We start from the raw sequence: 25,205 nt of genomic DNA on the forward strand, positions 1-25,205 counted from the left end.
ACGTTTAGTGGTGTAAAAATTGCATTAAATCATTCGGACGCAAAGGTTCAACTTTAATTACTTTTAATAATTATCTTTAATACTATTGTTACACAGTGCGCCCCGAATGGTTGGTTAATACCACAATTGTTACATTAGTAGCTATAGATCAACCTCTTTCGACCCCAAAATATGACCTGTGATATTTAAAATGGCTATTTTGAACTCTCAAACTCTTCGTCCACACTTTCGCGCAGATCATACAGCAGCCATTGCTTATTGGCAATAGCCTGTGTTTTTGATTTTAGCAGGTTAATAAAGTCGTGTACGCCGACAGGCTCGTTGCCATTGCCATGGATAAGTACTATACTGCCCGACTGTGGTTCCTGGCCCTTAGCCAACCAGGCATCCGTACCGATAGGGATTAACCCAAAACCTTCGGTGATGCGGTTTACCAATTGCTGGTCTGACACCAGGCCGGGGAAACGAAAAAATGTAGAAGGGAGTAAGCCGTTTTTGAGCATCGCTTTTTCTGTCTCTAACACCTCATAACTTATATCCGTGCCGGGTTCCAGCAAGAAGTTTTCTTTTAAGGGTAAGGTTTTGCTAACGCGATGATTGAAAGAGTGGTTAATCCAGGTAATATAGATCTCGCCGTTACGCTCCATTTGTTTGAGCCACTCCAGGTCTTTTGGATGCTGGCGCATCCATACGCCGGTAACAGACAAGGCGATAGGCGCAGGCTTCTCTACCTTTTGAAATTCGTGGAACAGATCTGTAAAGATCTCTTTATCCAACGGGCGGTGCGACGGGCAAAGATCGGCAGTTAAACTGATGCCGGCTTCTTTAGGCATGCCCATTTCTATGCCGGCGTCCTGTACCATTACAGATTGCCGCTCGGCTTTAACCAAAGCTTTTGCATACGGCGAACTGCTAAACATGTCGCGCAGCGCTACCATCGACATAGCTTTTACCTGGTAGTCTTTTGATTCGTCAACCTTGGTTTCCAGCGTTTGCGGGTTCACCATCAGCATATATTGACGGCCGGCATTTTCAAAGCGGCGCAGTACTATCCAGTCTTGCGGAAAACGTTTGGCCCAGCCATAATCTACCCGGTAATCTGTAATTTTTAAATAATTGGCTTGTCCGCGCGCCGTTAGCGCGAAAATAGTGAGCGGTAAAACTATCAGCAATAATTTAAAAAAGGGTTTCATATGCTTGGCAACTAAATGCAATTAAAAATGTTTGGGCTATTATTAACTAATGGTGATATTTGACTCTTTAAGTTTACAAATCTACCTACGATGACTCGATTATCTGTCAACATAAACAAAATAGCTACATTACGTAACTCGCGCGGTGGCAATAATCCCGACCTGGTACAAGTTGCTCAAGACTGCGAGCGTTTCGGGGCGCAGGGCATCACGGTACACCCTCGTCCGGACGAACGACACATTCGTTACAATGATGTTTTTGAACTAAAAAAAATCGTCACCACCGAGTTTAACATTGAAGGCAACTGCCAGGAACAAAAATTTGTCGACCTGGTTTTGGCCAGTAAGCCCGAGCAAGTTACGCTAGTGCCTGATGTACTGGGACAGATCACTTCAAACCATGGTTGGGACACCATTAAGAACCAGGAGTATCTAAAAAATATCATCGCTGTATTTAAAAATGCCGGTATCCGGGTTTCTGTTTTTGTTGATCCGATTGTTGAAATGGTAGAAGCTGCGGCATCTACCGGTACCGACCGCATAGAGTTATATACCGAAGCTTACGCACATCATTATCCGCAAAACAAAGAGGCAGCCGTAGCACCTTATGTTAAAGCTGCACAAGTGGCCCATCAACTGGGTTTAGGTATTAACGCCGGCCATGATCTTGATCTGAATAACTTAAAATATTTCGCCGAAAAAATTCCAGCTTTAGACGAAGTAAGCATAGGCCATGCATTGATTAGCGATGCCTTGTATTATGGTTTAGAAAATACGGTGCAAATGTATTTGAGACAGTTGGTTTAACCGCTGTAGAGACGCAATATTTTGCGTCTGAATGTAGAACCTGCACAGAGACGCAAAATGTTGCGTCTCTACATTATGTCATCAAATATTATACGCGTACGTTTTCTTGATCTCCTTTAAAACAAAGGCGCTGTTCAACAAACCTATGTTGTTAATTTTAGATAGTTTGTACCTGATAAAATCATGGTATTCATCAATGCTGCCTACGTTTATTTTCAATAAGAAATCTATCTGCCCGGCTATATGGTAGCACTCCTGCACTTCGTCAAGTTTTAATATTTCCTCCTCAAATTTGTCGATATATTCTTCGTGGTAACGCATGGATACCTGGCAGTAGCTGGTAAAGGGTTTGTTAATGAGATTTTTGTCAAGGATCGCCACATAATCTTTGATAAAACCGGCGTTTTCAAGGCGCTTTATGCGCTCATATACAGGGGAGATGGTAAGGTTTAGTTTCGAGGCTAATTCTTTGGTGGTGATCTTGGCGTTTTTCTGTAATTCGCGCAGTATGCTCTTGTCAATTTCGTCTATAGTTTCCATGGGGATAAATTTTCTAATTATTTGGGTGGATCTTGTCTTGTAAAGATTTTTTTTATAAAAATATAAACTTTTACAGAAAAATTTACCGATAAGGTTATCCATATAAAATAAAAATTCTTTATTCCGTAACTTTGACCGGGATTAATTAAGCAGGAAATTAGCATGAAATTAAACACACAGTACGAGGAGAAATTTGAAGGCAGGCACATAGCGCCCAGCGAAGCAGATACCGCAGAAATGCTAAAAGCCACCGGCGTTAAAACGCTTGACGAGCTGATAGATCAAACGGTACCGGCTAAGATCAGGTTAAAGAAACCGCTTAATTTGCCAACTGCAAAAAGCGAGTTTGCTTACCTAAAGGATTTAAAGCAAACCGCGTCAAAAAACAAAGTTTTCCGCAGCTATATTGGCCAGGGTTATTATGACGTGATTGTGCCGGGTGTTATTCAGCGTAATATCCTTGAAAATCCGGGATGGTATACCCAATATACGCCGTACCAGGCAGAAATTGCACAGGGCCGTTTACAAGCCTTGTTAAACTTCCAGACCATGGTAATTGATTTGACCGGGATGGAAATTGCCAACGCATCTTTACTAGACGAAGGTACTGCTGCTGCAGAGGCTATGTTTATGCAATATAGCCTGCGTAAAAAAGAAGAAGCCAAGACTTTCTTTGTTTCTGAAGAAGTTTTCCCGCAAACGATAGATATTTTAAAAACCAGGGCAGAGCCTTATGGCATTACCCTGCAAATAGGCGACCACCGCACGGTTGAATTAACCGACGATATGTTTGGTGCCATAGTGCAATACCCTGCCGGCCAGGGCGCTGTTTATAACTATGCAGATTTTGTCGCAAAGGGTCACGAGAAAGGCATTAAAACCACCGTTGTTGCTGATTTAATGAGCCTGGTACTGTTAACGCCTCCGGGCGAGTGGGGTGCCGACATTGTGGTTGGTACTACCCAGCGCTTTGGCGTACCAATGGGCTTTGGCGGTCCGCATGCTGCATTTTTTGCTACTAAAGAAGAATACAAACGCTCTTTGCCGGGTCGTATCATTGGGGTTACTATTGACAGCGCCGACAACTACGCCCTGCGTATGGCACTGCAAACCCGCGAGCAACACATCCGCAGAGATAAAGCGACTTCTAACATTTGTACCGCGCAGGCATTATTGGCTATTATGGCCGGTATGTACTCGGTTTATCATGGCCCTAAAGGTTTGAAACTGATTGCCGAGCGGATTCATGGTCTGACCATTTTGTTGAGCAAAAGCTTAGCGGCTTTAGGTTACAAACAAGAAAACGAGGCTTACTTCGACACGATTAAATTTGATTTGGGCGTTCTGGCTGGTCCTATCCATTCAGAAGCTTTAAATAACGAGGTTAACTTGAACTATAACGGTTCAGTAGTTACTATTTCTGTCGACGAAACAACATCGCCAGAGGATATTAAAACGCTGGTGCGCCTGTTTGCCAAAGTAAAAGGCAAAAACCTTAATGATGTTGATTTTGAAGGATTGCAAGCAAACCTGACTACGGTTATCCCTGCTGATCTGCAACGTACTTCGGCCTATTTAACGCATGCTGTATTTAATACGCACCATTCAGAACATGAAATGCTGCGTTATATTAAATCGTTAGAGACCAAGGATCTTTCGCTTTGTCATTCAATGATTGCGTTGGGTTCATGTACCATGAAACTGAATGCAACAACCGAAATGGTACCGGTTACCTGGGCAGAGTTTAGCCGTATGCACCCATTTGCCCCGGTTGATCAAACCGGTGGCTACATGCAGTTATTTGATGAACTGAACCGTTGGTTAAGCGAGATCACCGGCTTTGCAGCCATGAGCTTACAACCAAACGCGGGTGCACAAGGCGAGTACGCAGGTTTGATGGTAATCCGTGCTTATCATATTGATCGTGGCGATCATCACCGTAATGTGGTATTGATCCCGTCGTCTGCGCATGGTACCAACCCTGCATCGGCAGCCATGGCGGGTATGAAGATAGTTATTGTAAAATGCGATGACAAGGGTAACATTGACGTAGCCGACATGAAAGCCAGAGCCGAGCAATACAGCTCCGAACTTTCTTGTTTAATGGTGACCTACCCGTCAACACATGGTGTATTCGAAGAATCAATTATAGATATCTGCCAGATCATTCATGACAACGGCGGCCAGGTATATATGGACGGCGCTAACATGAACGCACAGGTTGGCCTAACCAGCCCGGCCACTATTGGTGCCGACGTTTGCCACTTGAACTTACACAAAACATTCTGTATTCCGCACGGTGGTGGTGGTCCGGGTATGGGCCCTATCGGTGTGGCTAAGCACCTGGTGCCTTATTTGCCAGGTCATGCTGTAGTTGATATCGACAATGGTAAAGCCATTCACGCAGTATCTGCAGCGCCCTGGGGTTCGGCATCTATCCTGATCATCTCTCATGCTTACATAGCCATGATGGGTCCGGATGGTTTAACTAATGCTACCCGTTATGCTATCCTGAATGCTAATTATATCAAAGCTCGTTTGCAAAACCATTACCCGGTATTATACACCGGTAATAACGATCGCTGCGCACATGAAATGATCCTGGATTGCCGCTCATTCAAAGCAGCAGGCATCGAGGTGGTTGATATTGCTAAACGTTTAATGGATTATGGCTTCCACGCACCAACTGTTTCTTTCCCAGTTGCTGGTACGGTGATGGTTGAACCGACCGAGTCTGAGCCTAAACATGAGTTAGATCGTTTCTGCGACGCCATGATCGCTATCCGTAAAGAGATTACCGAGATTGAGCAAGGTGCTTCAGATAAAGTTAACAATCCGCTTAAAAACGCGCCGCATACCGCAGCCGTAATTACTGCCGATGAATGGACAAAACCATACAGTCGCCAAAAAGCAGGTTTCCCGCTGCCATATGTTGCTGCGTACAAATTCTGGCCATCAGTAGGCAGAGTGAATGATACTTACGGCGACCGTACGCTGATCTGTTCATGCCCTCCGCTATCAGACTATGAGTTTGAAGAAAGCGAAGTAACCACACCAGAATACGGAACGTGATCTGGCAGATGTGCAAATGTGAGGATATGCAGATGTGCAGATGATGAATAAATAATTTTAAGGCTGATGATCGTTTAATCGTCAGCCTTTTTTGTTTTGCTGTCATTGCGAGCGAAGCGCGGCAATCGCGAACTTTGCAGCGTGCGATTGCTTCGTCGTTGCCTCCTCGCAATGACAGAAATGGAATCCAAGTAACGATTAAGATAGATAATCTCCCAATTCTCGCTTATCCGTATCTTGGCCACACTCAATTTTAAATCATAAATCAAATGAATAAAAAAGTACTTTGGCCTATCGGGATTTTAGTTGCCGTATTTGTCTTAAGCGGTTTTATAGCCAATCAATTTACCGGCGCCAAACCAGCCGAATTAAAACTACCTGCAGGCTTCTCCGCCACAATAATTGCCGATTCCCTTGGTCCATTACGCCACATTGTAGTAACCTCGAAAGGCGACATCTACGCAAAACTAAACTCTATTCGCCGTACGGGTAAAGGCTTGCTTTTTTTGAGCGATACCAATCATGACGGCCGACTGGATAAAAAAATGGCTTTTGGCGCTTATCCCGGTACCGGCGTAAAGATCAAAGATCATTACTTGTACTCGGCTTCAAATACCGGCGTATTCCGTTATAAACTGAATGATAAAGACGAGGTAATTGCACCCGATCAACCCGAAATAATTGTACAAGGTTTGGTAGATCATGATCATGATAATTCAAAATCATTAGTGCTCGACGATCAGGATAATTTATATGTAACCATCGGCTCCTGGTCTGATGCTTGCCGTCAGAAAAATTCTGGCGTAGGCATGCCGGGTTGCCCGATACTGGATTCGGCCGCCGGCATCTGGAAATTTAAGGCCGATAAACAGAATCAGGCTTTTAGTGATGGTATTCGCTATGCCACCGGTATTAAAAACGCGGTGGGGATTGACTATAACCCTGCCACTAAAACGGTATTTGCAACGCAGCATGGCCGTAGTTTTGACAACATGTCTCCGGCATATTTCACCGGAGAAAAAAGCGCCGAGCTACCTGCCGAAACTATTTATGAACTGCATCAGGGTACAGATGGCGGCTGGCCCTATGCTTACTATGATCAGCAATTACAAAAGAAAATGGTATCGCCGGAATATGGTGGCGACGGTAAAACGAGCACCGACAAATATGCCGACCCGGCGGTAGCGTTCCCTGGCCACCTGGCGCCAAATGATCTGTTGTTCTACACGGGCAATCTATTTCCTAAACGGTATAAGAATGGTGCCTTTGTAGTATTCCATGGCCGTGCCAGTAACCCGGTTCAGGGCTATTTTGTGGCATTTGTGCCGCTGGTGAACGGCAAGCTGTCAAAACAATGGGAGGTATTTGCTGATAACTTTACAGGCTCTGATTTGGCACATCCCACCGGCCCGATAAAATACCGCCCAATGGGTTTAGCGCAAGGCCCTGATGGTGCACTGTATGTGGCAGATGATTTGAAGGGGGTTATATTTAAGATTGTTTATAAGCGGTAATTTAAATCGAGTGTCATGCCGAAACAAGTTCGGCATGAAGGGAGGCATCTTTATCCTTCGCTATCGCCCAGGATGATAAAATAATTGGCTTTATTTGTTACTTTGGTACTTCGGAGTTCTTCTTCGTAACGTTATAAACCTGCTATATGAATTTTGAAAATAAAGTAGCCATTGTTACCGGCGCGGGCCAGGGTATAGGGTTTGAAATTTGTCGCCAGTTGGCGGCAAATGGTGCTACGGTATTGCTGAATGATATCGATGCTGAACTGGCCAGTGCCGCTGTAAAAAAGATCAACGCTACCAATGCCCAACGCTGCATAGCTATCCCCGGCGATTCAAGCGATGTTGATTTTATCCATCAAATGGTTAACACCGCTGTCGACCATTATGGTCACCTGGATATCGTTATAGCCAATTCCGGCATAACTTTATATGGCGATTTTGCTACTTACCCGCCCGAGGCATTTTTTAAAGTATTACAGGTTAACCTTGGCGGCTCATTCTTCCTGGCGCAGGCGGCATCAAACCAAATGAAGTTACAACAAAGTGGCGGCTCTATATTATTCATGTCATCGGTAGTGGGGCACCAGGCTTTAAAAGATCTGGCGTGCTACGCCATGACTAAGGCCGCTTTAGAAATGCTGGCCAAAAACCTGGTGATTGAATTATCGCAATATAACATCAACGTAAATACCGTGGCCCCTGGTGCAACGCTAACCGAACGCACCACCCTCGAAGCCGATTATGAACGTGTATGGTCGGAAATTACCCCTATGGGGCGCCCTGCTTATGTGAGTGATATTGCCAACACGGCGCTGTTTTTGGTGTCAGACGGAGCCAAACATATCACCGGGCAAAATGTGGTGGTTGATGGGGGCTGGTCTGTTGTAAGTACTTTGCCCAAAGGGATTAAATAAACGCTGACGCCGATATATATTCGGTGTGATCTCTCAATTCAGGCAACCGAGCGCTTGGCTATCGCGTAATCGGAACAACCGATTAACGCACAATGAAAAAACTATTTACTTTATGTGTGGCGATATTTGCCATCCTATCGATAGCGTCCTGCACCAAAAAAGACCCGACCGTAAAACCTCAAAACGTTCGCAGTATACTATTTAAGCTTTATACCCAAAAAGACTTTTCGGATAACGACGAGGATATCACATTTTCTATCTTTATCAAGAAGGCGAACCAAACCTTGTTTGATTCGACACTGGCGACCATGAAGATCAAGGACATTCCAAAGTCTGCGAGCGCGATGATTTTCGAAAAAAAGATTAATGATAATAGCCTGTTATCTGCCGGATTTAATTATAGTATTGAAAACGTAGGCACGTCATCGCACATTGACACCATCGCCGCCGGCGAACAGAATAAAGAGATCGACTTTTCTTTCCAATAGCCGGAATGACCCTGCAAATTGTCTTTTTTGCCCTGCTGGTTTTTGGTTGATGCCTATTAAATTTGATAAAACAAATAATGATGAGTGAACCTATCTCTGTATCTGTCGAAATCAACGCATCTATCGAAAGGGTGTGGCAATTATGGACAACGCCCGAAGACATCAAGCACTGGAACAACGTATCAGACAAATGGTATACACCAACGGTAGAGAATGATGTAAGCCCCGGCGGTCGGTTTTTGTTTACCATGGGTTTGAAAGACGGCAGTTTTATGTTTGACCATACGGGTACCTATGATGAAGTGATACCCCATCAATTGATAACTTATACGCTCGATGAAGGTCGCAAATCGACCATTGCTTTTGAGGCTGGCGATATGGTCAAGATCACCGAAACTTTTGAACCCAACGACACCGACCCCGTAGCTATGCAGCGCGATTTTTGCCGGGCGGTGTTAGAGTCGTTTAAAAAATATGTCGAGTCGAATTAATACTCCAAACTTCTTCGCAGGTAGTTTATTTGGCCCAGGTGATAGTTTAAATGGAGTAATAACTGCGTTAATACATAGGTGGTAGACGTGCCTGGCTTATCAAAAAAACCCGGGAAGTCGGCTTCCATGTCTCTGAGTGTAAGCGACCCCAAAGTCTGTCTGATGGTAGTAATGAGTTTTTCGAGTTCTGCTATTAAATGTTCTTTGGGAACATCTTTTTGCGTAAACTCCATATCGCGGTTGCGTACGTAACCAGTGTGGCCAAGCGTTGTGCCGATATGGAAATTTGAGCCGCCAATCAAATGCAGAACTAAATTGCCGGCCGGGTTAGTTATTGATCCCTGTGTGCGCCAAAGATTGCGTTCGTCTTTAAATAGGTTAACCTCTTCTATCAATTTGTAAATGTCTCGCTCGTAAAAAGTCGCAAGGATGTCGTTAAGCATAACATGAATGTTTTAGTAACCAAATTACGACAGTAAATTCGCATTTTACATTAAAACGCATCGCCGAATAAGACAGTACAGGACGGATAGCTATAAATAGTATTTACTTTTACACCACGCAAGTATTAACATATTTACGCTAACCAATTATTTGACTGTTTACCGTACTATCGTTCCGTCTATTTATCACTATTAGGTGGATGCGAGAAAATTTTCGTTTTATGAGCAGCGTTCCGTTTCGACGATTAAACTTTTTGATAGCTTTATCAGCCCTTTTGATATTTTTTTTTGCGGACATCAGCATCGCGCAGCAAAAAAAGTTACCTGTAAAAAAACATAATTCAAGTAAGGATACCCTGCTAACTTTATTTCGCACACCGCCCGATTCGGCAAAATCAAGAGTTTACTGGTTTTGGATCTATAACCGGGTAACTAAAGAAGGCATTACACGCGATCTGGAGCAGTTTAAAGCCAAAGGCATCAGCGGCGTTAACCTCATCTGTAACGGCGGTTATGCCGGCAAAGAACCCCTGCCCGGCGTGACATTTTTGGGCCCCGAATGGCGCGCACTGTTTCGCCATGCGGTAAGCGAGGCAAAAAGATTACATATTGAAATTGGGTTTAATCTTGCCGGCGGGTGGACAATGATGGGGCCGTCGGTAACTAAAGACAATGCCATGAAAAAGGTAGTGTCGGCACAAGTGAAAGTATCTGGCCCCACCAAATTCTCGGCAGCCCTGCCACAGCCAGAAATTGTAGAAGGTTATTATCATGACATTATGGTGCAGGCTTTCAAGGTACCTGAGGGCAATGAAGGGATCGACCCCAAAAACATTATAGACTTAACCGCGAAGCTAAATACAAGCGGCCATTTTGATTGGGATGTGCCGGCCGGAAATTGGGTGATTTTACGAACAGGCTATACCCTTACGGGGCACCCCTGGAGCAAATGGAAAGCCTACCCCGAAGGAGACACTTTTAAAGGCGGCGAAGGCTACGAAATAGATTATTTAAGCCGTGCAGCTTTAGACGATTATTTCTCTCACCTGGGTAATACCGTTTTGGCCGAAGCTAAAAAAGCAGGCGGCCACCTGGATTATTTATGGTCTGACAGCTGGGAATGCGGAAAACTAACCTGGACACAGGATTTTGCCAACCAGTTTAAAAAATTCAGAGGTTATGATCTGAAAGCCTATATGCCTGCTTTAGCCGGATTTAATGTTGTTAATGCAGATGTATCTACGCGTTTCCGCGATGATTTTGACCGTACCATACAGGATTGTATTGCAGAAAACTATTACGGGCATTTTGAAGAGCTGTGCCATAAACATGGCCTGAAAGTAGGTAACGAAGCCGGCGGCCCCAATGATATCCCACCACAGGACGTGCTGAAAAACTTTGGCCACTGCGACATCCTCGCGGGCGAATTTTGGGTGAATGGAAACCGCAATGCACCCGGTGGATATAATAAAAACCGCAGGGAGCGACTTAATCTTAAACAAACCGCAACTGCTGCGCATATGTATGGCAAGCGCCAGGCCGAAGCAGAAGCTTTTACCGAGCAGGAGAAGGACGGTACCCACTGGAGCCTTGGCCCGGGTGATTTGAAACCTTATGCAAACGATGCTTTTTGCGAGGGCATCAATCGGTTCATGTTGCATGCGGCTACCTGCCAGCCACCGTCTGACGGGAAGCCGGGATACGAGTATTGCGCCGGGCAACATTTTACACCCAACATTACCTGGTGGGAGCAGTCGCCGGCATTTTTTAGTTATCTGTCGCGCTGCCAATATATGCTGCAGCAGGGTAATTTTGTGGGCGATGTTTGTTTTTATCTGGGCGAGCGGCCACCGCTTTTGGCGCCGCCTAAATACACCATTGCCGACCTTGGCCCCGGCTATGATTGCGACTACAGCAACCCTGAAGTATTGCTGACCCGGATGAGCGTGAAGAATAACCGTATTGTATTACCAGATGGCATGAGTTATAAATTGTTGGTGCTGCAAAATTGCGTTTCGCCATCGGCACAAATAGCTAATGAGGTTGGTTCATATCAAAGCTTGTCGGTATCGTCTACCCCGTCTACCGCTATGTCATTGCCGGTGATCAGGAAGCTAAAGGCGTTGATCATGGCGGGTGCAACTGTTGTTGGCGCCCCGCCCGATATGTCTGCTGAATTGAAGGGGTATCCTGAGAGCGATGTGCTGGTTAAAAAGATAGCCGCAGAGATATGGGGTGACCTGGACGGCAAAACCCATACCGAGCGCCACTTAGGAAAAGGACGTATCATTTGGGGTAAATCAGCCAAAGATATCTTAACTGCCGATGGTGTTGCTCCGGACTTTTCTTTTGCCGGACAAGTGGAAGACCCTGACCTGTTTGATTATATCCACAGAAAAAACGGTAATACCGAAATATACTTTGTAGTCAACCGGACAGATCAGCACCAACAGCGCGATTTTACATTTAGAGTTGCCGGCAAACAGCCAGAGATTTGGGACGCTTTAACTGGTAAATCTGTCGCGGCGAAATCATATCATCAAGTTAACGGTTGTACCACCTTGCCTTTGACAATGGATAAATTCGGCTCTTATTTTGTAGTCTTTCGTAAACCAATAGCCGCGGACGCCAACGGATCGGCAGAAAGAAATTTCCCGACTTTAACTGAGCTAGGCAAATTAGAAGGTTCATGGACGGCCGCGTTCGATCCGGCATGGGGCGGCCCCATAAAGACTACTTTCCCCGAACTCATCAGTTGGACCGCGAGGCCCGAAGAAGGCATCAAATATTACTCGGGCGCAGCTACTTATACCAAAACCTTTGATCTTAAAAGCACGCCTAAATCAGGAAGGCTGTTTCTTGATCTTGGCGATGTTAAGGATGTAGCCGAAGTAAGCGTAAACGGAAAGAAACTAGGCATTTTATGGTGCGCACCATGGCGTGTAGACATTACCGGCGCAGTAAAACCTACAGGCAACCTTCTGGAAGTTAAAGTGGTTAACCTATGGGCCAACCGCGTTGTGCATGACCTGAGCCTGCCGGTAAACAAAAGGCTCACCAAAACCCATGAAGTGTTCCGTTTTGATATGTTGAATGCGAACACGCCATTGTTGGAGTCGGGCTTGATTGGGCCAGTTAAGGTTTACCAGGGGAGGGATTGAGAAGATATTTGGAGCAGACAGTCAAATGCTAAACAACCATATAGCCCCTTAATTTGGCTTCCAGCTTTTGCGCTTTATCAATCACTGCTTTGTTTTTTACAAAGGGAATAATATCGGTTTCCCGGCTTAATAGCTGGCTCTTGTATACCTTGTTGAAATCGTAAAATTTTAAATCAAAATGCCAGTCGTCAATCAGATGGCTAAACACACTGTTTTCTGCGGTGCATAGTAAATTTGAATCGGTAACTATAAACCTGTTTTTAGGTAAAGTTTTTATGGTATTGATGATAGCTTCGTTATAAGCTATCCAGGTATTTAAAAAATCTTCAGCATGTAATTGGTAGTACGCTTTAAGCCTTTTGGGCCTTCTGATGTGGTTCCATACCCATCGCGCTGGCCATTTGCGCTTTAAGTATTTAAGTTCCATGTTTTTAAACTCGCGTTGTATGAGCGAGTTTACACTGGCGCCAAAGGCCCTTACAATGATGAGGTAATAAGCGCCCGGAATGAGTTCTCTGTATTCATCCAAGAACAGGCAGGTTCTGGGTTCTTTCCATCCCCATTGTTCGCTCACCTCGTTTTTAAACTCGATGAGTTTTTGCAGCTTAGTTTTATAATAGGAGGGCATCTCAACAGCAGGCTGATCGACGTAACCCTCTTTTGACAAATTATTGGCTTGCAGTACATCTTCATGAAGCCTTAAAAAATCAAGATCTTCATAATGTCCTTCAATATTACCCGCACCGGCGCCGGCTAAGTCTTCGCCAACATTTAAACCGCAATTGTATAGCCAATGGGTTATCAATGAAGTCCCCGACCGGTGCATGCCGGCAATGATCAGGATTTTATTTTCTCTGCGCATACCCCGTTTTGTACAATAAAGTTAAATAGTGTTTCTGTGCACTGTTCGATGGGGCTTTGGTCGGTATGAATACACAGATCGGGGTTCTCTGGTACATCAAACCGGTCATTAACGCCGGTTAAATTATATAATTTATCGGGGTGCCCATCTGCTAACAAAGCCCTTTTATACAGGCCTTTGGTATCTCTGCAAATCAGGTTATCTATGCTGCAGTTAACATGTACGGTTTTAACATTGGGGTATATAAACGATATTTCCTGCCTGATATGCTCATATGGATTAATAGCGCTTATAATGGTAACAATGCCATGTGCAGAAAGCTTGCCGGCTATAAAGGCCAGGCGCCGTACATTCTCTATACGATCATCTTCGCTGAAGCCCAGTTCTTTAAACAGATGCTGACGGTAATCATCCCCGTCAATAATTTCGGAAGGGATTTGCTGTTGTGCTAAAAGTTTTTTTACGCTCTTAGCCAAAGTAGTTTTTCCTGCGCCCGAAAGGCCACAAAGTAGTAGAATCATAAGTAGACGACCTTTATGTTAATAAGTAATGACTCATCGTCAGTTGCTATTATAAACCATTAAATTAGATAAAAGTTTAACGCGCACAGCTTAAGCCTTATTATTGTTACATAGCCAGATATCGACCAATAGCATGGTTGTGTCGACCAATAGGTGTTTTTACCGGTTGGCATTATGCAAAATTCTATACGCCGAACGATTGTCAGCGCTTTTACTTACATTACAAGCAAATTCCAAGACAGTTGAAGCCACCATCCACGCCCACGCCTGACATTTCTGATAAACACAAACTGTTAGGATTAGACCATCTAAGGGCATTTGCTATCTGTTATGTGGTGCTGTTTCATTACCGGCAATTTGGCCACCCGGATTGGGTAAATAAACTCGGCGATTTTGGGTGGACCGGCGTAGATCTGTTTTTTGTTTTAAGTGGATTTTTAATTGCCGGGCAATTGTTCGCAACTATTGCCAAAGGCAAGCCCATTTCTTTAAAAGAGTTTTTTACAAAACGGTTTTTCAGGATCATTCCACCTTACCTGGTGATGCTTTGCTTGTATATTGCTTTCCCCGTTTTGCGCGAACGGGACCACATGGCGCCCTTATGGCGATACCTTACTTTCACTACAAACTTTGGCTTAGATGTTTCGCACATTGGCACTTTTACCCATTCATGGTCGCTTTGCGTCGAAGAGCAATTTTACCTGGTACTGCCTTTGATCATTTTGTTGCTTAGTTATCTAAAAGCGGGTAAAAAAGCAGCTTACTTGATTTTGGTACTGTTTCTCTGCGGATTCGCTATCAGATACATGAACTGGCAATTGTGGATGGCGCCCAACTTAAAGAGCGACAACTTTGGCGCCCTTTTTAATGAATTTATATACTACCCAACTTATAATCGTTTAGATGCCTTGCTTGCGGGTGTTAGCATTGCGGGTTTGTATAACTTTTATCCAAATATTAGAGATTGGATCAATAAACGAAGCAATATCATTATGGTAGCGGGGGTATTATTATTAATACCGGCTTGCTTTATTTGTACACCGCAGGCAACTTTCAGAACAACCATTTGGGGCTACCCGTTAATTGCTATCAGTTACGGATTGATTGTGGCTGCGATAGTTTGTCCGGCTAACGTATTTTACGACGTAAAATCTTGGCTCACCAGGCAAATCGCCATGCTGTCTTACGGTATTTACCTCACGCATAAACTGATCATCCATCTTACACAACACCTCCTTGATAAAACCGGGATGGATAAGAACAGCAATGTAATGATGTTATGCAGCATTGTATGTTGTATAGCGGGCGCGCTGGTGCTTAGATATGTAATCGAAAAACCTTCATTGCGGATCAGGGATAAAGTTTTGGGAAGATAAGCGGTTGACTTACTTACCGCTTACCTTTTTATCAAACTCCTTTTGTAATCCATCAAGTTCGGCATAATAGCCCTTTTTATCTATAAAAGCGGCTGGGTTATAAGCACTGCCTGGTTTGTGTTTTTTAAGCAAATCAAACTGGCTGCCGTGCGTGGCCAGCCAGATATCGAAATGTAAATGCTTTAACGAATTCAAGGTATAAGCGTAATCTTTCTGGATGTTAGGATAGGCAGTTACTTCCGAAAATTTCTGATCGGTAATGATGGTAGGCATATTGGCAATCAGTACCCGGTATTTCCGCCTGCTGTCTTTTACATCAAACAAAAAACTGCAAGACCCTTTGGTATGTCCCGGGTGATGAAGCATCAGCAGGTTCATGCCGCCCAGTTTTACGGTATCACCGTCGTGCAAAAGTTTGTCGGCCTTTACCGGTTGGTAAACGCTCACCGTCCCGCCCATGGCGTAATCAGAACGGCCGCCATCGGTTAGCACCTGGGCATCTCCGGCATCCACCATCAGTTTTCCGCCGGTCATCTTCTTCACTGTGGCCATTGCACCCATATGGTCAAAATGTGCTTGTGTAGTTAACAATATCTTGATGTCAGAAAATTTAAAGCCTAAAGTCTCAACGCTCTTTTTAATTAAAGGCGCAGAGGCCGCAAGCCCGGTATTGATGAGGATATTGCCCTTGGGCGTTACAATCAGATAACAACCCAGATCATAAGTCCCCACGTAATAAAGGTTACCCGCTATTTGAAACGGAGGATAGGGTTTTGACCATTCCTGATGTTTAGATGTATTAGGTTCTACTACTTTTTGAGCCTGTGCTAAACCGCCGGCGCATAATAAACTGATGAATAATAAGACCTTTTTCATAAAGAAGATAGGTGGGTAACTAAAAGTCGAAATTTAAATTTTATAAATTTATCAAACGCAAAAAAGCCCCGAATCTTTTCGACCCGGGGCTTTTTTTAGTTTTTTTAATTCTGATAACCCGACATAGGCGGCTCGTCGCCTGCCTTAGTACCCCATGACATATTTGGCTTGGTACCCATGGTAAATTCAAGCGTAGCACCGTTCATGATATCATTTTGGGTGATATATGTTTTATTATAAGCTTTACCATTTAGCTTTACAGATTGGATATAGATGTTTTCTTTACCGGGATTTTTAACAGACATGCTGAAGGTTTTGCCGTTGGATAAAACCATCGACGCATTTTTCAATATCGGTGAGCCAATGGCATAAATACCGTTGGCCGGATTTACCGGGTAAAAGCCCATCGAACTAAAAATATACCATGACGACATCTGGCCGCAATCTTCATTACCGGCATAGCCTGAAAATGAGTTATTATACAGCTCATTCAATACTTTTGAAACGTAAAATTGCGTTTTCCAAGGCTTGCCTGCATAGTCATACAAATAAGCAATATGGTGGCTAGGCTCATTACCATGAGCATATTGGCCAATAAAACCTGAAGCATTGCCGTTAACGTCGCCGGGTTTGTTTTTTAGGGTGAAGAAGGTATCCAGTTTTGCGGTGAATCCTTTTTCGCCGCCCATTAAATTGATCAGGTCGGGCACGTTTTGCGGCACGTACCAGCTGTATTGCCAGGCATTAGCCTCGGTGTATGGGCTGCCGCCGTTACCGCCATAATTCAACGGGTCGAATGGTGTTAACCACTTGCCGTCTTTATTACGGGCCTGGAAGAAACCTGTTTTTGGGTTATATAAGTTCTTGTAAAAAGTCGAACGCTTCATGAAATGCTCGTAGTCGGCAGTTTTGCCCAGCTTTTTAGCCAGTTGAGCAACACACCAATCGTCATAAGCCATTTCGACAGTGATAGATACCGATTGCGATTCCACATCCTCCGGAATATAGCCATACTTCTCCCAAGCCGTAAACGGAGAACCGGGGTGATCTGTAACCGACGAAGCCTTTACTGCTGCGTAAGCTTTCTCGGCATCAATACCGGGGATGCCTTTTAATATCGCATCAACAATAACCGGGATGGCGTGATTGCCAATCATACAATAATTCTCATCGTTCCATAATTGCCAGATAGGTAAGTAACCATAGCTTTCTTGTTGCCTGATCATGCTATTAATAAAGCCTGCACTTTTTTCCGGCTGGATAAAAGTATATAGCGGATGCGCGGCGCGGTAAGTATCCCATAGTGAGAAGGTAGAATACTGCACTTTATCTGGCGCATTACGGATAGTCATATCCGTTGCCTGGTAGTCGCCGTTTACATCGGCAGTATTATTTGGCTGAGTAAACGCATGATACAAACCGGTATAAAAGATCTGCTTTTGCTCCAGCGTGCCTTCTACTTTAATTTTGCCCAGTTCTTTTTCCCACTCGTCGCCGCTTTGCTGGCTTACTTCGTCAAAACCCCAGCCCGGTACTTCTGCCGCCATATTCATGCGGGCGTTTTCAATACTTACTGATGATAGTGCTACTTTTACCAAAACCTGTTCTTTATCTGCAGTGCTGAAATTTAAAGCCGCTTTTACCGCCGTGCCATTCAATAAATTAGTGGCATGCGGTTTTTGGCCGCCGTTAGCCATTAATACACTGTCAAACGGTTTTGAAAATACGGCGTGGAAATATACTTTACGTAACCTTGCCCAGCCGGTAAGTACCCGGTAACCTTCTATCGTATGGTTATCAATTACCTTTATTTCGCCGGCGATAACGCGGCATTCCCAGTAATTGCGTTTTTTATCGAGTGTATGGTCCATATCAATCACGATATGGGCTTGCTTACTGGCCGGAAAGGTATAGCGATGCAGGCCTACATGCGATGTTGATGTTAATTCTGCGTTGATACCGTAATCTTGCAGCATTACCTGGTAATAGCCCGGGCGTGCGCTTTCCTGGTCGTGCGAAAATGCAGAGCGATAACCGCTTCTGGCAATTTTAGCATTTCCGGGATTCAGTTTTACATCGCCGGTTGTTGGTATCATTAAAACGTCAAACAGATCGGCCACGCCTGTACCGCTTAAATGCGTATGGCTAAAGCCGACGATAGTTTTATCATTATGGTCATAGCCCGATGCCGGATCGTCCGGTGCGTCGCGGGTGTCCGGGCTTAGTTGCACGAAGGCGAATGGCCTGGTAGGCCCGGGAAAATTACTGCCTGAAAGGCTATTGGTATCCACGGCACCTGTACCTATAAAAGGGTTTACATATTGCACATAGCCCTTTTGTTTGGCGGTTTGCGCATAGATCAATGAGGATGAAAAGAGAAAGAAGAATATTAGCGATCGTTTCATTGCTTAGTTTTAATTAATACCGCAATTTACGCTAAGCAAAGTAGGTTTTATAGCCAGATAAGTAATTATTTTATTGCCAAATATAATTTGCTTGCGGCTATATGCCACATGTTTATTTGGATATACCCGAACATTGCGGCAAATAAAAAGTTATATTGAATCATTAAAGATCTATCCACCATGACCATCAAACCATACCTACACAGATTTTTATTGATTTTTGCTTTTACTACGATAGCTATTTCGCCGCTGTTTGCCCAGCAGGGGCTACGGATCATCATTTTGCGCCATGCAGAAAAACCAAATCAGGGGGACAATCTTTCTTGCGCTGGTTTCGACCGGGCCCTGAAACTGCCCGCAGTTATCAAAGCTAAATTTGGTGTGCCTGATTACCTGTATGTGCCTGCACCATCAACGGGCAAGGTTACCAAAAGCCTGCGGATGACAGAGACTATATCGCCACTAGCTATAAAATATAACCTGGCTATCAATACCAATTATGATACCGATGAAACCGCGCAACTGGCGGCTAATATTCTGAAAAAGACAGGCACCGTGCTGGTGGTTTGGGAGCACGATAACATTTCAGGTATCATCAAAGCGCTTGATGTGGATACCAAAAAACTAAAATGGAAAGGCGACGATTTTGACAGTTTATGGATAGTGACCATCAAAGGCAATCAACGGACGCTGACCAAAGACGTTCAGAATATCCACCCTTCGGGGAATTGCGCGTTTTAACGCCAGCTAATATTTAGGGCTTGCAATCCACTTTTCAAGAAAAGCACGTTGTTCTTCTATAGAACAAACTATTTCTATTGGGGCGGGATCAAATATTTCCACCAATTGGTCCAGCGAAGCTTTTTTGTTGAGTTCGAGCGAATAAGCCTTAAGTCCAAAACTCATATCCCGTGCCATTCCTGATGCATGGACATTCTTTGCGGCGCCCTGGCATAATATAAAAAGTTGCTTTTCTTCGAGAAGTTGTCGGAGTTTGGTAAAAGAATCCAAAAGATCATATCCCTCTATCTTATAAAAGTTAATCTCTTCCGACAGTAGTTCAATGTTTGCTATATACCCATCTCCGGAGGCTATTAGACGCGCCTCAAAAGTTAATTCTGCTTTATCAGATATCGTTACTTGTTTGTCAACTGTTGTCATTTGGTTGCGATCTGTATTTATCGCGGTACTAATATTGAGAAAATTAATGTTTCTCAATTCATCAACTGCTTTTTAAATTGATTAGGGCTGATACCCGTTTCCTTTTTAAAGAGCCTTGAAAAATAAGGCAGGTTTTCAAAGCCAAGCTCATACGCTATTTCAGAAACATTCTGATCGTTTTGCATCAGGCGGTTCTTGGCCTCGCTTACCAGGTAAATGTGTATCAGTTCCATGGCAGTTTTGCCGGTTTCCTGTTTTAGTAAATCACTCAAATAGCGGGACGATAGATTAAGTTGCGACGCTAATGCGGCAACCGTAGGCAATCCCTGGGTAACCAGTAGTCCTTTTTTGAAATAGGCGGCCAGCGCATCATTAAATTTCGACACGGTTTTGCCAGAAAGATCGGCCCGGTTAATAAACTGACGCTTGTAAAAGCGCTGCGAGTATTTCAGCATCGAATCAATATGCGCCAAAATAATGTCGCGACTGTATTCATCAGTATTGCTTCGGTATTCGGCATCTATCTTAAAGAAAAGGTCCCACACTATTTCTTCTTCTTTGGGCGATAAGTGCAGCGCCTCGTTAGCCTCGTAATCAAAAAAGGCATATTTGGCCATTTCATTATGCAGCGCATGGCCATTCAGAAAATCTTCATGAATAAATATGATGAAGGCGTCCTCTTCAAATTCCACACTTTGAAACTCGATGATCTGTCGCGGCTTTACAAATATCATGCTCCCGTTATCATGGTCGTATTTAGTGCGCCCGTACATGACCATGCCCGACTTCAGTTTTTTAAACCCGATCATGTAAAAATCAGAGGTAAACTCCCTGCCCCCCAACATACAGGTTTTGGTACACCGGTAAACGCTGAACAAAGGATTCTCCGGCATGGGGAAACCACTGAAACGGTGCATGTCGGCTAAATTTTTAAAGTGCTGCATAATTATACAAAGTAAAATGATCTGCACTGTATTTAAGTGCAGATCATGTCATTATAATACCATTTGTTATTTGCCGTGCGCTGCTGCCGATACGTCAGCCCAATCATTCCACTCATTAAAGCGGTTTTCATAGTTTGGTTTAATCCATGGGTAAGCATATTTACCAAGTAATAAACGCAACGGAGGATTTTCACTATCGATCAATTTTAATGCAGCTTCGGTTGTTGCTTCAGGGACACCCCACATATCGTCTGGTCTGCCTGTTGCAGAAGCTGCTTTTAGTGCATCATATTCTGGCATCGCCACGGACTGTGCCGCAGAAGCGCCAGACCAATCGGTTGCAAATCCGTTTGGCTCTATCAGGGTAACGTTAATGCCAAAGCCTTTCACCTCGGTAGCTAACGTCTCGCTTAAACCTTCTACCGCAAATTTAGACGCATTATACAAGCCCAACATAGGTATAGTAATTAGTCCTAAAACGCTTGAAAGCTGGATGATGTGTCCATGTCCCTGTTCGCGCATAACCGGTATGATAGCTTGTGTAAGCCATAGCAAACCAAAGAAATTAGTTTCCATTTGTTCGCGGGCTTCTTTCTCGGTATTTTCTTCTATCGCCCCGAATAAACCGTAACCCGCATTGTTAATCAGTACATCAATACTGCCAAAATGCTCTTTTGCTTTTGCAACCGCTGCAAAGCCGGCTTCACGGTTGTTAACGTCTAACTGTAAGGCCAAAATGTTGTCGCCATATTTGCTTACCAAATCGTCGAGTGAACTTAAGTCACGCGCTGTTGCTACTACTTTATCGCCGCGCTGTAATAATGCCTCGGCCCATAATTTACCGAAGCCACGTGAGGCGCCGGTAATAAAAATTGTTTTTGCCATTGTTTTAATGTTTTTTGTTGAGACAAAGTTAGTGGGCTGGCATGAGCCAGATTTATACAGAAGTAGGGAACACTGATACATTTTTACCTGATGGTGAAGGCTCCCGTCAGGAAAGCGTTACACAGACAAGGTTTGTATTGAGGTAGGAGGACGTTATATTTGTTTATAATTAACTAATCACATTTAACCCATTACATGAAATCTAATCCGACTAAACAATATTGTGTGGCGCTATGTATAGGCGTACTGCTGCTGGTATGCAATCTACCCTCATTCTCACAAACGGTAAGCGATGCCGACAGGCACGAAATAGTTACCAAGCTTGCCGACAGACTGGTAGAGGTATACCCATTCCCCGAAATAAGCGCGAAATACAAAGAGGACCTGCTTAAAAATGAGGCCGACGGCCACTATAATAATTTGACGGAAGAAGAGCTTGCCGCGAAGCTTACCGCCGATATGCGCAAAACCCATAAAGATGTGCACCTGCGCGTTAGCCGCAACGAGGCATCTTATAAAAGTATGACCGAGCCGCGCGAAAGAAGAAGTATCAGGGCAACAGCAGAGGATAACTCGAACGAAAGAGCCAACTACGGATTTAAAAGAGTAGAGATAGATGGTGCCACTTCAACTGCTTATGTAGAAATACCCGGCCCATTCCTGGGTTCGCAAGAAGCATTTGATATGGCGGCGGCAAGCATGAATATGTGCGCTTATAGTAAATACGTCATTCTTGACGTTCGGCACAACCCGGGCGGTACAGGGCAAATGGGTCGTTTCCTGGCATCGTATTTTTATCCTACGGGACGTGAGCAATTTTACCTGAACGGATTTTATAAGGATCGTAAACAAGACGAGCAGGAGTGGACCTATTCTTACGTACCCGGCAGGCACATGCCCGACGCCAAGGTTTATATCCTAACCGGCCGAGGCACCGGTTCTGCCTCTGAAGGTTTTGCTTACGCGATGCAGCAGCTAAAACGCGCCACCATAGTAGGCGATACCAGTGCAGGCGCCGGCATTGCGGGCAGCAATGTGGCACTAAAAGACAATTTGGTGGCATTTGTGCCACTTAAAATGGTTGTGGGTCCGCATGATAATACAGGTTGGGAGGGCGTTGGTGTAGTGCCCAATGTAGAAATTGGCAAAGACGACGCTCTTGCAGCAACGCATAAATTAATATTGAAGGATATCCTTGAAAATTCAACTGATACTGTACAAAAAGCGGCCGCGCAATGGATGATCGACGATGGCAATATCCCGGCAAATGCCGCCGTCAACATGAAAAGTAAATACGGCGACCTGGTTGGTAAATACACCAGTAATATTACCATTACCTATGTTAAGGGCGATTTGTTATGGAACCGAACCGAACCCGGCAAGCCGGTTGAAAGCTATGTGATGAAAGAAGTTAAACCCGACGTACTGGTAATTACCGGCTTAAACGCCAATATTGGCCCTAATGCCTCTCGTGTTTATATCCATCGCGACGCGGCCGGTAAAATGGAAAGCCTAACCCGCAAAACACTTTTAGGAAACGGTATTATATCTGCGGCGGGGCAGCCACTTAAAAAGGTATAGATAGCTTTCCAGTATTTGTATTGTAGCTATTAATTTATAAAGCCTCCAATCGAAAGATTTGGGGCTTTTTTTTAGCTAAAAACGGCTATGGATTTATTAATGTGAAGCGCTGTTTATAGAAAAAGAAAATCCATCCTGAAATCTGGAAAAATCTGATTTTAATTCTCGGGAGGTTACCTGTAAGGTGTTTCCCAGGCGGCTGATTTTAAGATAATGAAATGCGGGTTTATAATCGGCAGAAAGGTCATGCATGAGGTCGTTATTAGCCCTCAATGGTTGATGTAGTCCTCCGCCGCCCCCGATCACCAAAAAGTCTTTGCCCTTTACCTTAAATCGTTCGTAATTATGCGAGTGCCCCGAAGCGAATAACACACATTTGGCAGCGTGCTGAAAAGGCTCAACAAAATGTTGCTGGACCAAAACAGACGGATTTACGATCGTGCTATTGGTATAAGGTGAATGATGACACCCGACGATAATCAATTTCACAGCCGGATCTTTGTCTAACGCAGTAAGCTCTTGTTTATACCAGCTGTCTTGCGCTGTAATTTCAACGCTGTTCATGGTCGCAAAATTTGAGTTGAGCAATACCACAGCCACAGAATCTACTATCTCTGCGTAACCTGCGGGCTTATATAAAGGAAAGCGACGGAGAAAATTTTGGGTGCCTTTGGCCGCATTAAACATCACTTCATGGTTGCCTAGTGTCGCAAATACCGGTATCGAATCTTTACGCAGTTGCGTGATATATTTGTCTATATTACTCCAGGCAGCTTTGCTTTTACCTAATGAAACAACGTCGCCCAATATGAATAAAGCAGCCGGGCGCAGCGTATCTACATCTTTAAAGATCATTTTAGTAGCCTGCAGGTTGTGGTCTTGTTTCAAGAACAATTTCTCAATCCACATGGGTTCCTGGGTATCGCTGGCAAACGCAATCACCGGCGATTTAGTTTGTGCCGTGGCTACAAACGATAGGGCAAGTCCAACCGTTATAAATATTAATTTGCTAAATGCACAGCGCATTTATTTAAACGGTTATCAACTAAATTAATTGCCTGATAGTATATTGTATTAACGGACAATCCCTTTCAATCCACGTACAACCATTGCTGAAAATATCGTAGCGCCCTTATGGTTCAGGTGATAGTTGTCAGCAAAAAGGCTGTCTGTAAAAACTGACGGATTGTAGTAATTGAGGTAAGTGCCGCTATGCCGTGTAACTATGTCGCTGCAGCGTGCGAAATGCTGCTGATAATGCTGTTTGGTTGCCGCATCAATTTCTGATTGACGGATAGGCGTCTCTATAAATATTAATTTGATATTGTTTAGCGCCAGCATACCGGCCAGGCTGTCAAGCGAGCGGTACGCAGCAGGCGTGTACACCGTAGGGAAAGGTAATTTTATATGAAGATCATTGCGGGGATCTACTTTTATTTGTGCCCCGCCCCAGGCATCAAAAACAATAGGATAGGCATCTTTTTTAGTTCTGATGATATGCCTTATCGAGCTAAAATTCTTAAAATAAAATAGTTCGGGCATATGCCGACGCATGAACAGAGGGGCATCGGCAAAATTATGATAGGAAGCATTAGGTGATCGACTAAAATCTCCAACGGAAGAGCAGATTATTACGTAATGCGGCCGGTATTGAGGAATGAAAGCACCCAGCAATAACTTAATATCGCCCATTTGCAAACCCCACGACGCCAAATTGTAATAAGAGCGATGAAAGGTGTTAACCATTAACTGTGAATTGAGCTGATAAAACGTCATAGAAGAACCTACAGCCAGTAAATCTATTTGCCCCATTTGTTTTTTCTGTGCTATCATCATCTTGGTATCAAACATGCTGGAACTGGTAATCACCGGCAAATAATCGAGTTTAAAAAGCACCCAAAACGGTATTACAATTCCCGCTAATAGCAACCCTGTTTGAAGTATGAATTTTTTTACGCTACGTTTCAT

At 44.1% G+C, this 25,205-nt stretch carries 22 protein-coding genes; 10 read left to right on the plus strand and 12 right to left on the minus strand.

Going from position 1 to position 25,205, the window contains the following annotated elements; all coding sequences use genetic code 11:
• Nucleotides 1-194 precede the first annotated feature (194 nt).
• A complete protein-coding gene (locus HB679_RS20100; protein ID WP_214073827.1) occupies nucleotides 195-1,193 on the minus strand; it encodes a polysaccharide deacetylase in 999 nt (332 codons plus the stop codon).
• A 90-nt stretch (nucleotides 1,194-1,283) separates the two neighbouring features.
• Here HB679_RS20100 and HB679_RS20105 point away from each other — a divergent pair, with 90 nt between their 5' ends.
• Nucleotides 1,284-2,000 carry a pyridoxine 5'-phosphate synthase gene (locus tag HB679_RS20105; protein ID WP_214073828.1) on the plus strand — a complete coding sequence of 239 codons (717 nt, stop codon included), beginning with the start codon at nucleotides 1,284-1,286 and terminating at the stop codon, nucleotides 1,998-2,000.
• Nucleotides 2,001-2,081: 81 nt separating this feature from the next.
• On the opposite strand, the gene HB679_RS20110 is transcribed toward HB679_RS20105, so the two are convergent.
• Nucleotides 2,082-2,540 (minus strand): Lrp/AsnC family transcriptional regulator, encoded by a 459-nt coding sequence (locus tag HB679_RS20110; RefSeq protein ID WP_214073829.1) that lies wholly within the window; start codon nucleotides 2,538-2,540, stop codon nucleotides 2,082-2,084.
• 162 nt (nucleotides 2,541-2,702) lie between these two features.
• Here HB679_RS20110 and gcvP point away from each other — a divergent pair, with 162 nt between their 5' ends.
• The 5 genes from gcvP to HB679_RS20135 all read left to right on the plus strand — a co-directional run bounded on the left by gcvP (nucleotide 2,703) and on the right by HB679_RS20135 (nucleotide 9,022).
• Nucleotides 2,703-5,612 carry an aminomethyl-transferring glycine dehydrogenase gene (gene gcvP / locus HB679_RS20115; protein WP_214073830.1) on the plus strand — a complete coding sequence of 970 codons (2,910 nt, stop codon included), beginning with the start codon at nucleotides 2,703-2,705 and terminating at the stop codon, nucleotides 5,610-5,612.
• A 269-nt stretch (nucleotides 5,613-5,881) separates the two neighbouring features.
• Nucleotides 5,882-7,126 carry a PQQ-dependent sugar dehydrogenase gene (locus tag HB679_RS20120; protein ID WP_214073831.1) on the plus strand — a complete coding sequence of 415 codons (1,245 nt, stop codon included), beginning with the start codon at nucleotides 5,882-5,884 and terminating at the stop codon, nucleotides 7,124-7,126.
• A 146-nt stretch (nucleotides 7,127-7,272) separates the two neighbouring features.
• Nucleotides 7,273-8,043 (plus strand): SDR family oxidoreductase, encoded by a 771-nt coding sequence (locus HB679_RS20125; protein WP_214073832.1) that lies wholly within the window; start codon nucleotides 7,273-7,275, stop codon nucleotides 8,041-8,043.
• Between the two features lie 92 nt (nucleotides 8,044-8,135).
• On the plus strand, nucleotides 8,136-8,531 hold the full coding sequence (locus tag HB679_RS20130) for a hypothetical protein (protein ID WP_214073833.1): 396 nt from the start codon (nucleotides 8,136-8,138) through the stop codon (nucleotides 8,529-8,531).
• Nucleotides 8,532-8,611: 80 nt separating this feature from the next.
• Complete coding sequence (locus HB679_RS20135; protein WP_214073834.1) at nucleotides 8,612-9,022, plus strand: SRPBCC domain-containing protein; 411 nt, start codon at nucleotides 8,612-8,614, stop codon at nucleotides 9,020-9,022.
• On the opposite strand, the gene HB679_RS20140 is transcribed toward HB679_RS20135, so the two are convergent.
• Entirely contained in the window at nucleotides 9,019-9,465 is a 447-nt protein-coding gene (locus HB679_RS20140) for a DUF1572 family protein (protein WP_214073835.1), read from the minus strand. The genes HB679_RS20135 and HB679_RS20140 overlap by 4 nt on opposite strands.
• Nucleotides 9,466-9,740: 275 nt before the next feature.
• Between HB679_RS20140 and HB679_RS20145 the strand changes: the two genes are divergently transcribed.
• On the plus strand, nucleotides 9,741-12,626 hold the full coding sequence (locus tag HB679_RS20145; RefSeq protein WP_214073836.1) for a glycosyl hydrolase: 2,886 nt from the start codon (nucleotides 9,741-9,743) through the stop codon (nucleotides 12,624-12,626).
• Nucleotides 12,627-12,654: 28 nt separating this feature from the next.
• On the opposite strand, the gene HB679_RS20150 is transcribed toward HB679_RS20145, so the two are convergent.
• Together HB679_RS20150 and cysC are read right to left on the minus strand one after the other, a co-directional pair.
• The gene (locus HB679_RS20150) at nucleotides 12,655-13,488 is read right to left on the minus strand and encodes a hypothetical protein (RefSeq protein WP_214073837.1); all 834 of its coding nucleotides are present in this window, start codon (nucleotides 13,486-13,488) and stop codon (nucleotides 12,655-12,657) included.
• A complete protein-coding gene (gene cysC / locus HB679_RS20155; protein WP_214073838.1) occupies nucleotides 13,464-14,009 on the minus strand; it encodes an adenylyl-sulfate kinase in 546 nt (181 codons plus the stop codon). Before cysC ends, HB679_RS20150 begins: the two co-directional genes overlap by 25 nt.
• Nucleotides 14,010-14,251: 242 nt before the next feature.
• Between cysC and HB679_RS20160 the strand changes: the two genes are divergently transcribed.
• Nucleotides 14,252-15,385 (plus strand): acyltransferase, encoded by a 1,134-nt coding sequence (locus tag HB679_RS20160; protein WP_214073839.1) that lies wholly within the window; start codon nucleotides 14,252-14,254, stop codon nucleotides 15,383-15,385.
• A gap of 9 nt (nucleotides 15,386-15,394) precedes the next feature.
• Here the strand turns inward: HB679_RS20160 and bla are convergent, their stop codons facing one another.
• Together bla and HB679_RS20170 are read right to left on the minus strand one after the other, a co-directional pair.
• Nucleotides 15,395-16,261: a subclass B3 metallo-beta-lactamase gene (gene bla, locus HB679_RS20165; RefSeq protein ID WP_214073840.1), complete on the minus strand. Its 867-nt coding sequence runs from the start codon at nucleotides 16,259-16,261 to the stop codon at nucleotides 15,395-15,397.
• Between the two features lie 104 nt (nucleotides 16,262-16,365).
• Complete coding sequence (locus HB679_RS20170; RefSeq protein ID WP_214073841.1) at nucleotides 16,366-18,666, minus strand: GH92 family glycosyl hydrolase; 2,301 nt, start codon at nucleotides 18,664-18,666, stop codon at nucleotides 16,366-16,368.
• 180 nt (nucleotides 18,667-18,846) lie between these two features.
• Here HB679_RS20170 and HB679_RS20175 point away from each other — a divergent pair, with 180 nt between their 5' ends.
• Nucleotides 18,847-19,407 carry a histidine phosphatase family protein gene (locus HB679_RS20175; RefSeq protein WP_214073842.1) on the plus strand — a complete coding sequence of 187 codons (561 nt, stop codon included), beginning with the start codon at nucleotides 18,847-18,849 and terminating at the stop codon, nucleotides 19,405-19,407.
• A 6-nt stretch (nucleotides 19,408-19,413) separates the two neighbouring features.
• Here HB679_RS20175 and HB679_RS20180 read toward each other — a convergent pair whose 3' ends face one another.
• The 3 genes from HB679_RS20180 to HB679_RS20190 all read right to left on the minus strand — a co-directional run bounded on the left by HB679_RS20180 (nucleotide 19,414) and on the right by HB679_RS20190 (nucleotide 21,656).
• Nucleotides 19,414-19,827, minus strand: a complete 414-nt coding sequence (locus HB679_RS20180; RefSeq protein ID WP_214073843.1) for a hypothetical protein — start codon at nucleotides 19,825-19,827, stop codon at nucleotides 19,414-19,416.
• 53 nt (nucleotides 19,828-19,880) lie between these two features.
• Nucleotides 19,881-20,771 carry an AraC family transcriptional regulator gene (locus tag HB679_RS20185; RefSeq protein ID WP_214073844.1) on the minus strand — a complete coding sequence of 297 codons (891 nt, stop codon included), beginning with the start codon at nucleotides 20,769-20,771 and terminating at the stop codon, nucleotides 19,881-19,883.
• 66 nt (nucleotides 20,772-20,837) lie between these two features.
• Nucleotides 20,838-21,656 carry an SDR family NAD(P)-dependent oxidoreductase gene (locus HB679_RS20190; protein ID WP_214073845.1) on the minus strand — a complete coding sequence of 273 codons (819 nt, stop codon included), beginning with the start codon at nucleotides 21,654-21,656 and terminating at the stop codon, nucleotides 20,838-20,840.
• Nucleotides 21,657-21,851: 195 nt separating this feature from the next.
• On the opposite strand from HB679_RS20190, the gene HB679_RS20195 reads away from it, so the two are divergent.
• On the plus strand, nucleotides 21,852-23,237 hold the full coding sequence (locus HB679_RS20195; RefSeq protein ID WP_214073846.1) for a S41 family peptidase: 1,386 nt from the start codon (nucleotides 21,852-21,854) through the stop codon (nucleotides 23,235-23,237).
• 96 nt (nucleotides 23,238-23,333) lie between these two features.
• Here HB679_RS20195 and HB679_RS20200 read toward each other — a convergent pair whose 3' ends face one another.
• Both HB679_RS20200 and HB679_RS20205 read right to left on the minus strand, forming a co-directional pair.
• On the minus strand, nucleotides 23,334-24,263 hold the full coding sequence (locus HB679_RS20200) for a metallophosphoesterase (protein ID WP_214073847.1): 930 nt from the start codon (nucleotides 24,261-24,263) through the stop codon (nucleotides 23,334-23,336).
• 48 nt (nucleotides 24,264-24,311) lie between these two features.
• Complete coding sequence (locus HB679_RS20205; RefSeq protein WP_214073848.1) at nucleotides 24,312-25,205, minus strand: hypothetical protein; 894 nt, start codon at nucleotides 25,203-25,205, stop codon at nucleotides 24,312-24,314.

The sequence above is a fragment of the Mucilaginibacter sp. dw_454 genome (assembly GCF_018449775.1).
Classification (GTDB): domain Bacteria; phylum Bacteroidota; class Bacteroidia; order Sphingobacteriales; family Sphingobacteriaceae; genus Mucilaginibacter.

What these genes read in the sequence shown, in the direction of transcription:
- HB679_RS20135 (WP_214073834.1), top strand. Translation starts at nt 8,612, where the DNA reads ATGAGTGAACCTATCTCTGTATCTGTCGAAATCAACGCATCTATCGAA.
- HB679_RS20100 (WP_214073827.1), bottom strand. Translation starts at nt 1,193, where the DNA reads ATGAAACCCTTTTTTAAATTATTGCTGATAGTTTTACCGCTCACTATT.
- HB679_RS20195 (WP_214073846.1), top strand. Translation starts at nt 21,852, where the DNA reads ATGAAATCTAATCCGACTAAACAATATTGTGTGGCGCTATGTATAGGC.
- HB679_RS20125 (WP_214073832.1), top strand. Translation starts at nt 7,273, where the DNA reads ATGAATTTTGAAAATAAAGTAGCCATTGTTACCGGCGCGGGCCAGGGT.
- HB679_RS20170 (WP_214073841.1), bottom strand. Translation starts at nt 18,666, where the DNA reads ATGAAACGATCGCTAATATTCTTCTTTCTCTTTTCATCCTCATTGATC.
- HB679_RS20120 (WP_214073831.1), top strand. Translation starts at nt 5,882, where the DNA reads ATGAATAAAAAAGTACTTTGGCCTATCGGGATTTTAGTTGCCGTATTT.
- cysC (WP_214073838.1), bottom strand. Translation starts at nt 14,009, where the DNA reads ATGATTCTACTACTTTGTGGCCTTTCGGGCGCAGGAAAAACTACTTTG.
- gcvP (WP_214073830.1), top strand. Translation starts at nt 2,703, where the DNA reads ATGAAATTAAACACACAGTACGAGGAGAAATTTGAAGGCAGGCACATA.
- HB679_RS20185 (WP_214073844.1), bottom strand. Translation starts at nt 20,771, where the DNA reads ATGCAGCACTTTAAAAATTTAGCCGACATGCACCGTTTCAGTGGTTTC.
- HB679_RS20130 (WP_214073833.1), top strand. Translation starts at nt 8,136, where the DNA reads ATGAAAAAACTATTTACTTTATGTGTGGCGATATTTGCCATCCTATCG.
- HB679_RS20110 (WP_214073829.1), bottom strand. Translation starts at nt 2,540, where the DNA reads ATGGAAACTATAGACGAAATTGACAAGAGCATACTGCGCGAATTACAG.
- HB679_RS20205 (WP_214073848.1), bottom strand. Translation starts at nt 25,205, where the DNA reads ATGAAACGTAGCGTAAAAAAATTCATACTTCAAACAGGGTTGCTATTA.
- HB679_RS20150 (WP_214073837.1), bottom strand. Translation starts at nt 13,488, where the DNA reads ATGCGCAGAGAAAATAAAATCCTGATCATTGCCGGCATGCACCGGTCG.
- HB679_RS20190 (WP_214073845.1), bottom strand. Translation starts at nt 21,656, where the DNA reads ATGGCAAAAACAATTTTTATTACCGGCGCCTCACGTGGCTTCGGTAAA.
- bla (WP_214073840.1), bottom strand. Translation starts at nt 16,261, where the DNA reads ATGAAAAAGGTCTTATTATTCATCAGTTTATTATGCGCCGGCGGTTTA.
- HB679_RS20200 (WP_214073847.1), bottom strand. Translation starts at nt 24,263, where the DNA reads ATGCGCTGTGCATTTAGCAAATTAATATTTATAACGGTTGGACTTGCC.
- HB679_RS20140 (WP_214073835.1), bottom strand. Translation starts at nt 9,465, where the DNA reads ATGCTTAACGACATCCTTGCGACTTTTTACGAGCGAGACATTTACAAA.
- HB679_RS20175 (WP_214073842.1), top strand. Translation starts at nt 18,847, where the DNA reads ATGACCATCAAACCATACCTACACAGATTTTTATTGATTTTTGCTTTT.
- HB679_RS20105 (WP_214073828.1), top strand. Translation starts at nt 1,284, where the DNA reads ATGACTCGATTATCTGTCAACATAAACAAAATAGCTACATTACGTAAC.
- HB679_RS20180 (WP_214073843.1), bottom strand. Translation starts at nt 19,827, where the DNA reads ATGACAACAGTTGACAAACAAGTAACGATATCTGATAAAGCAGAATTA.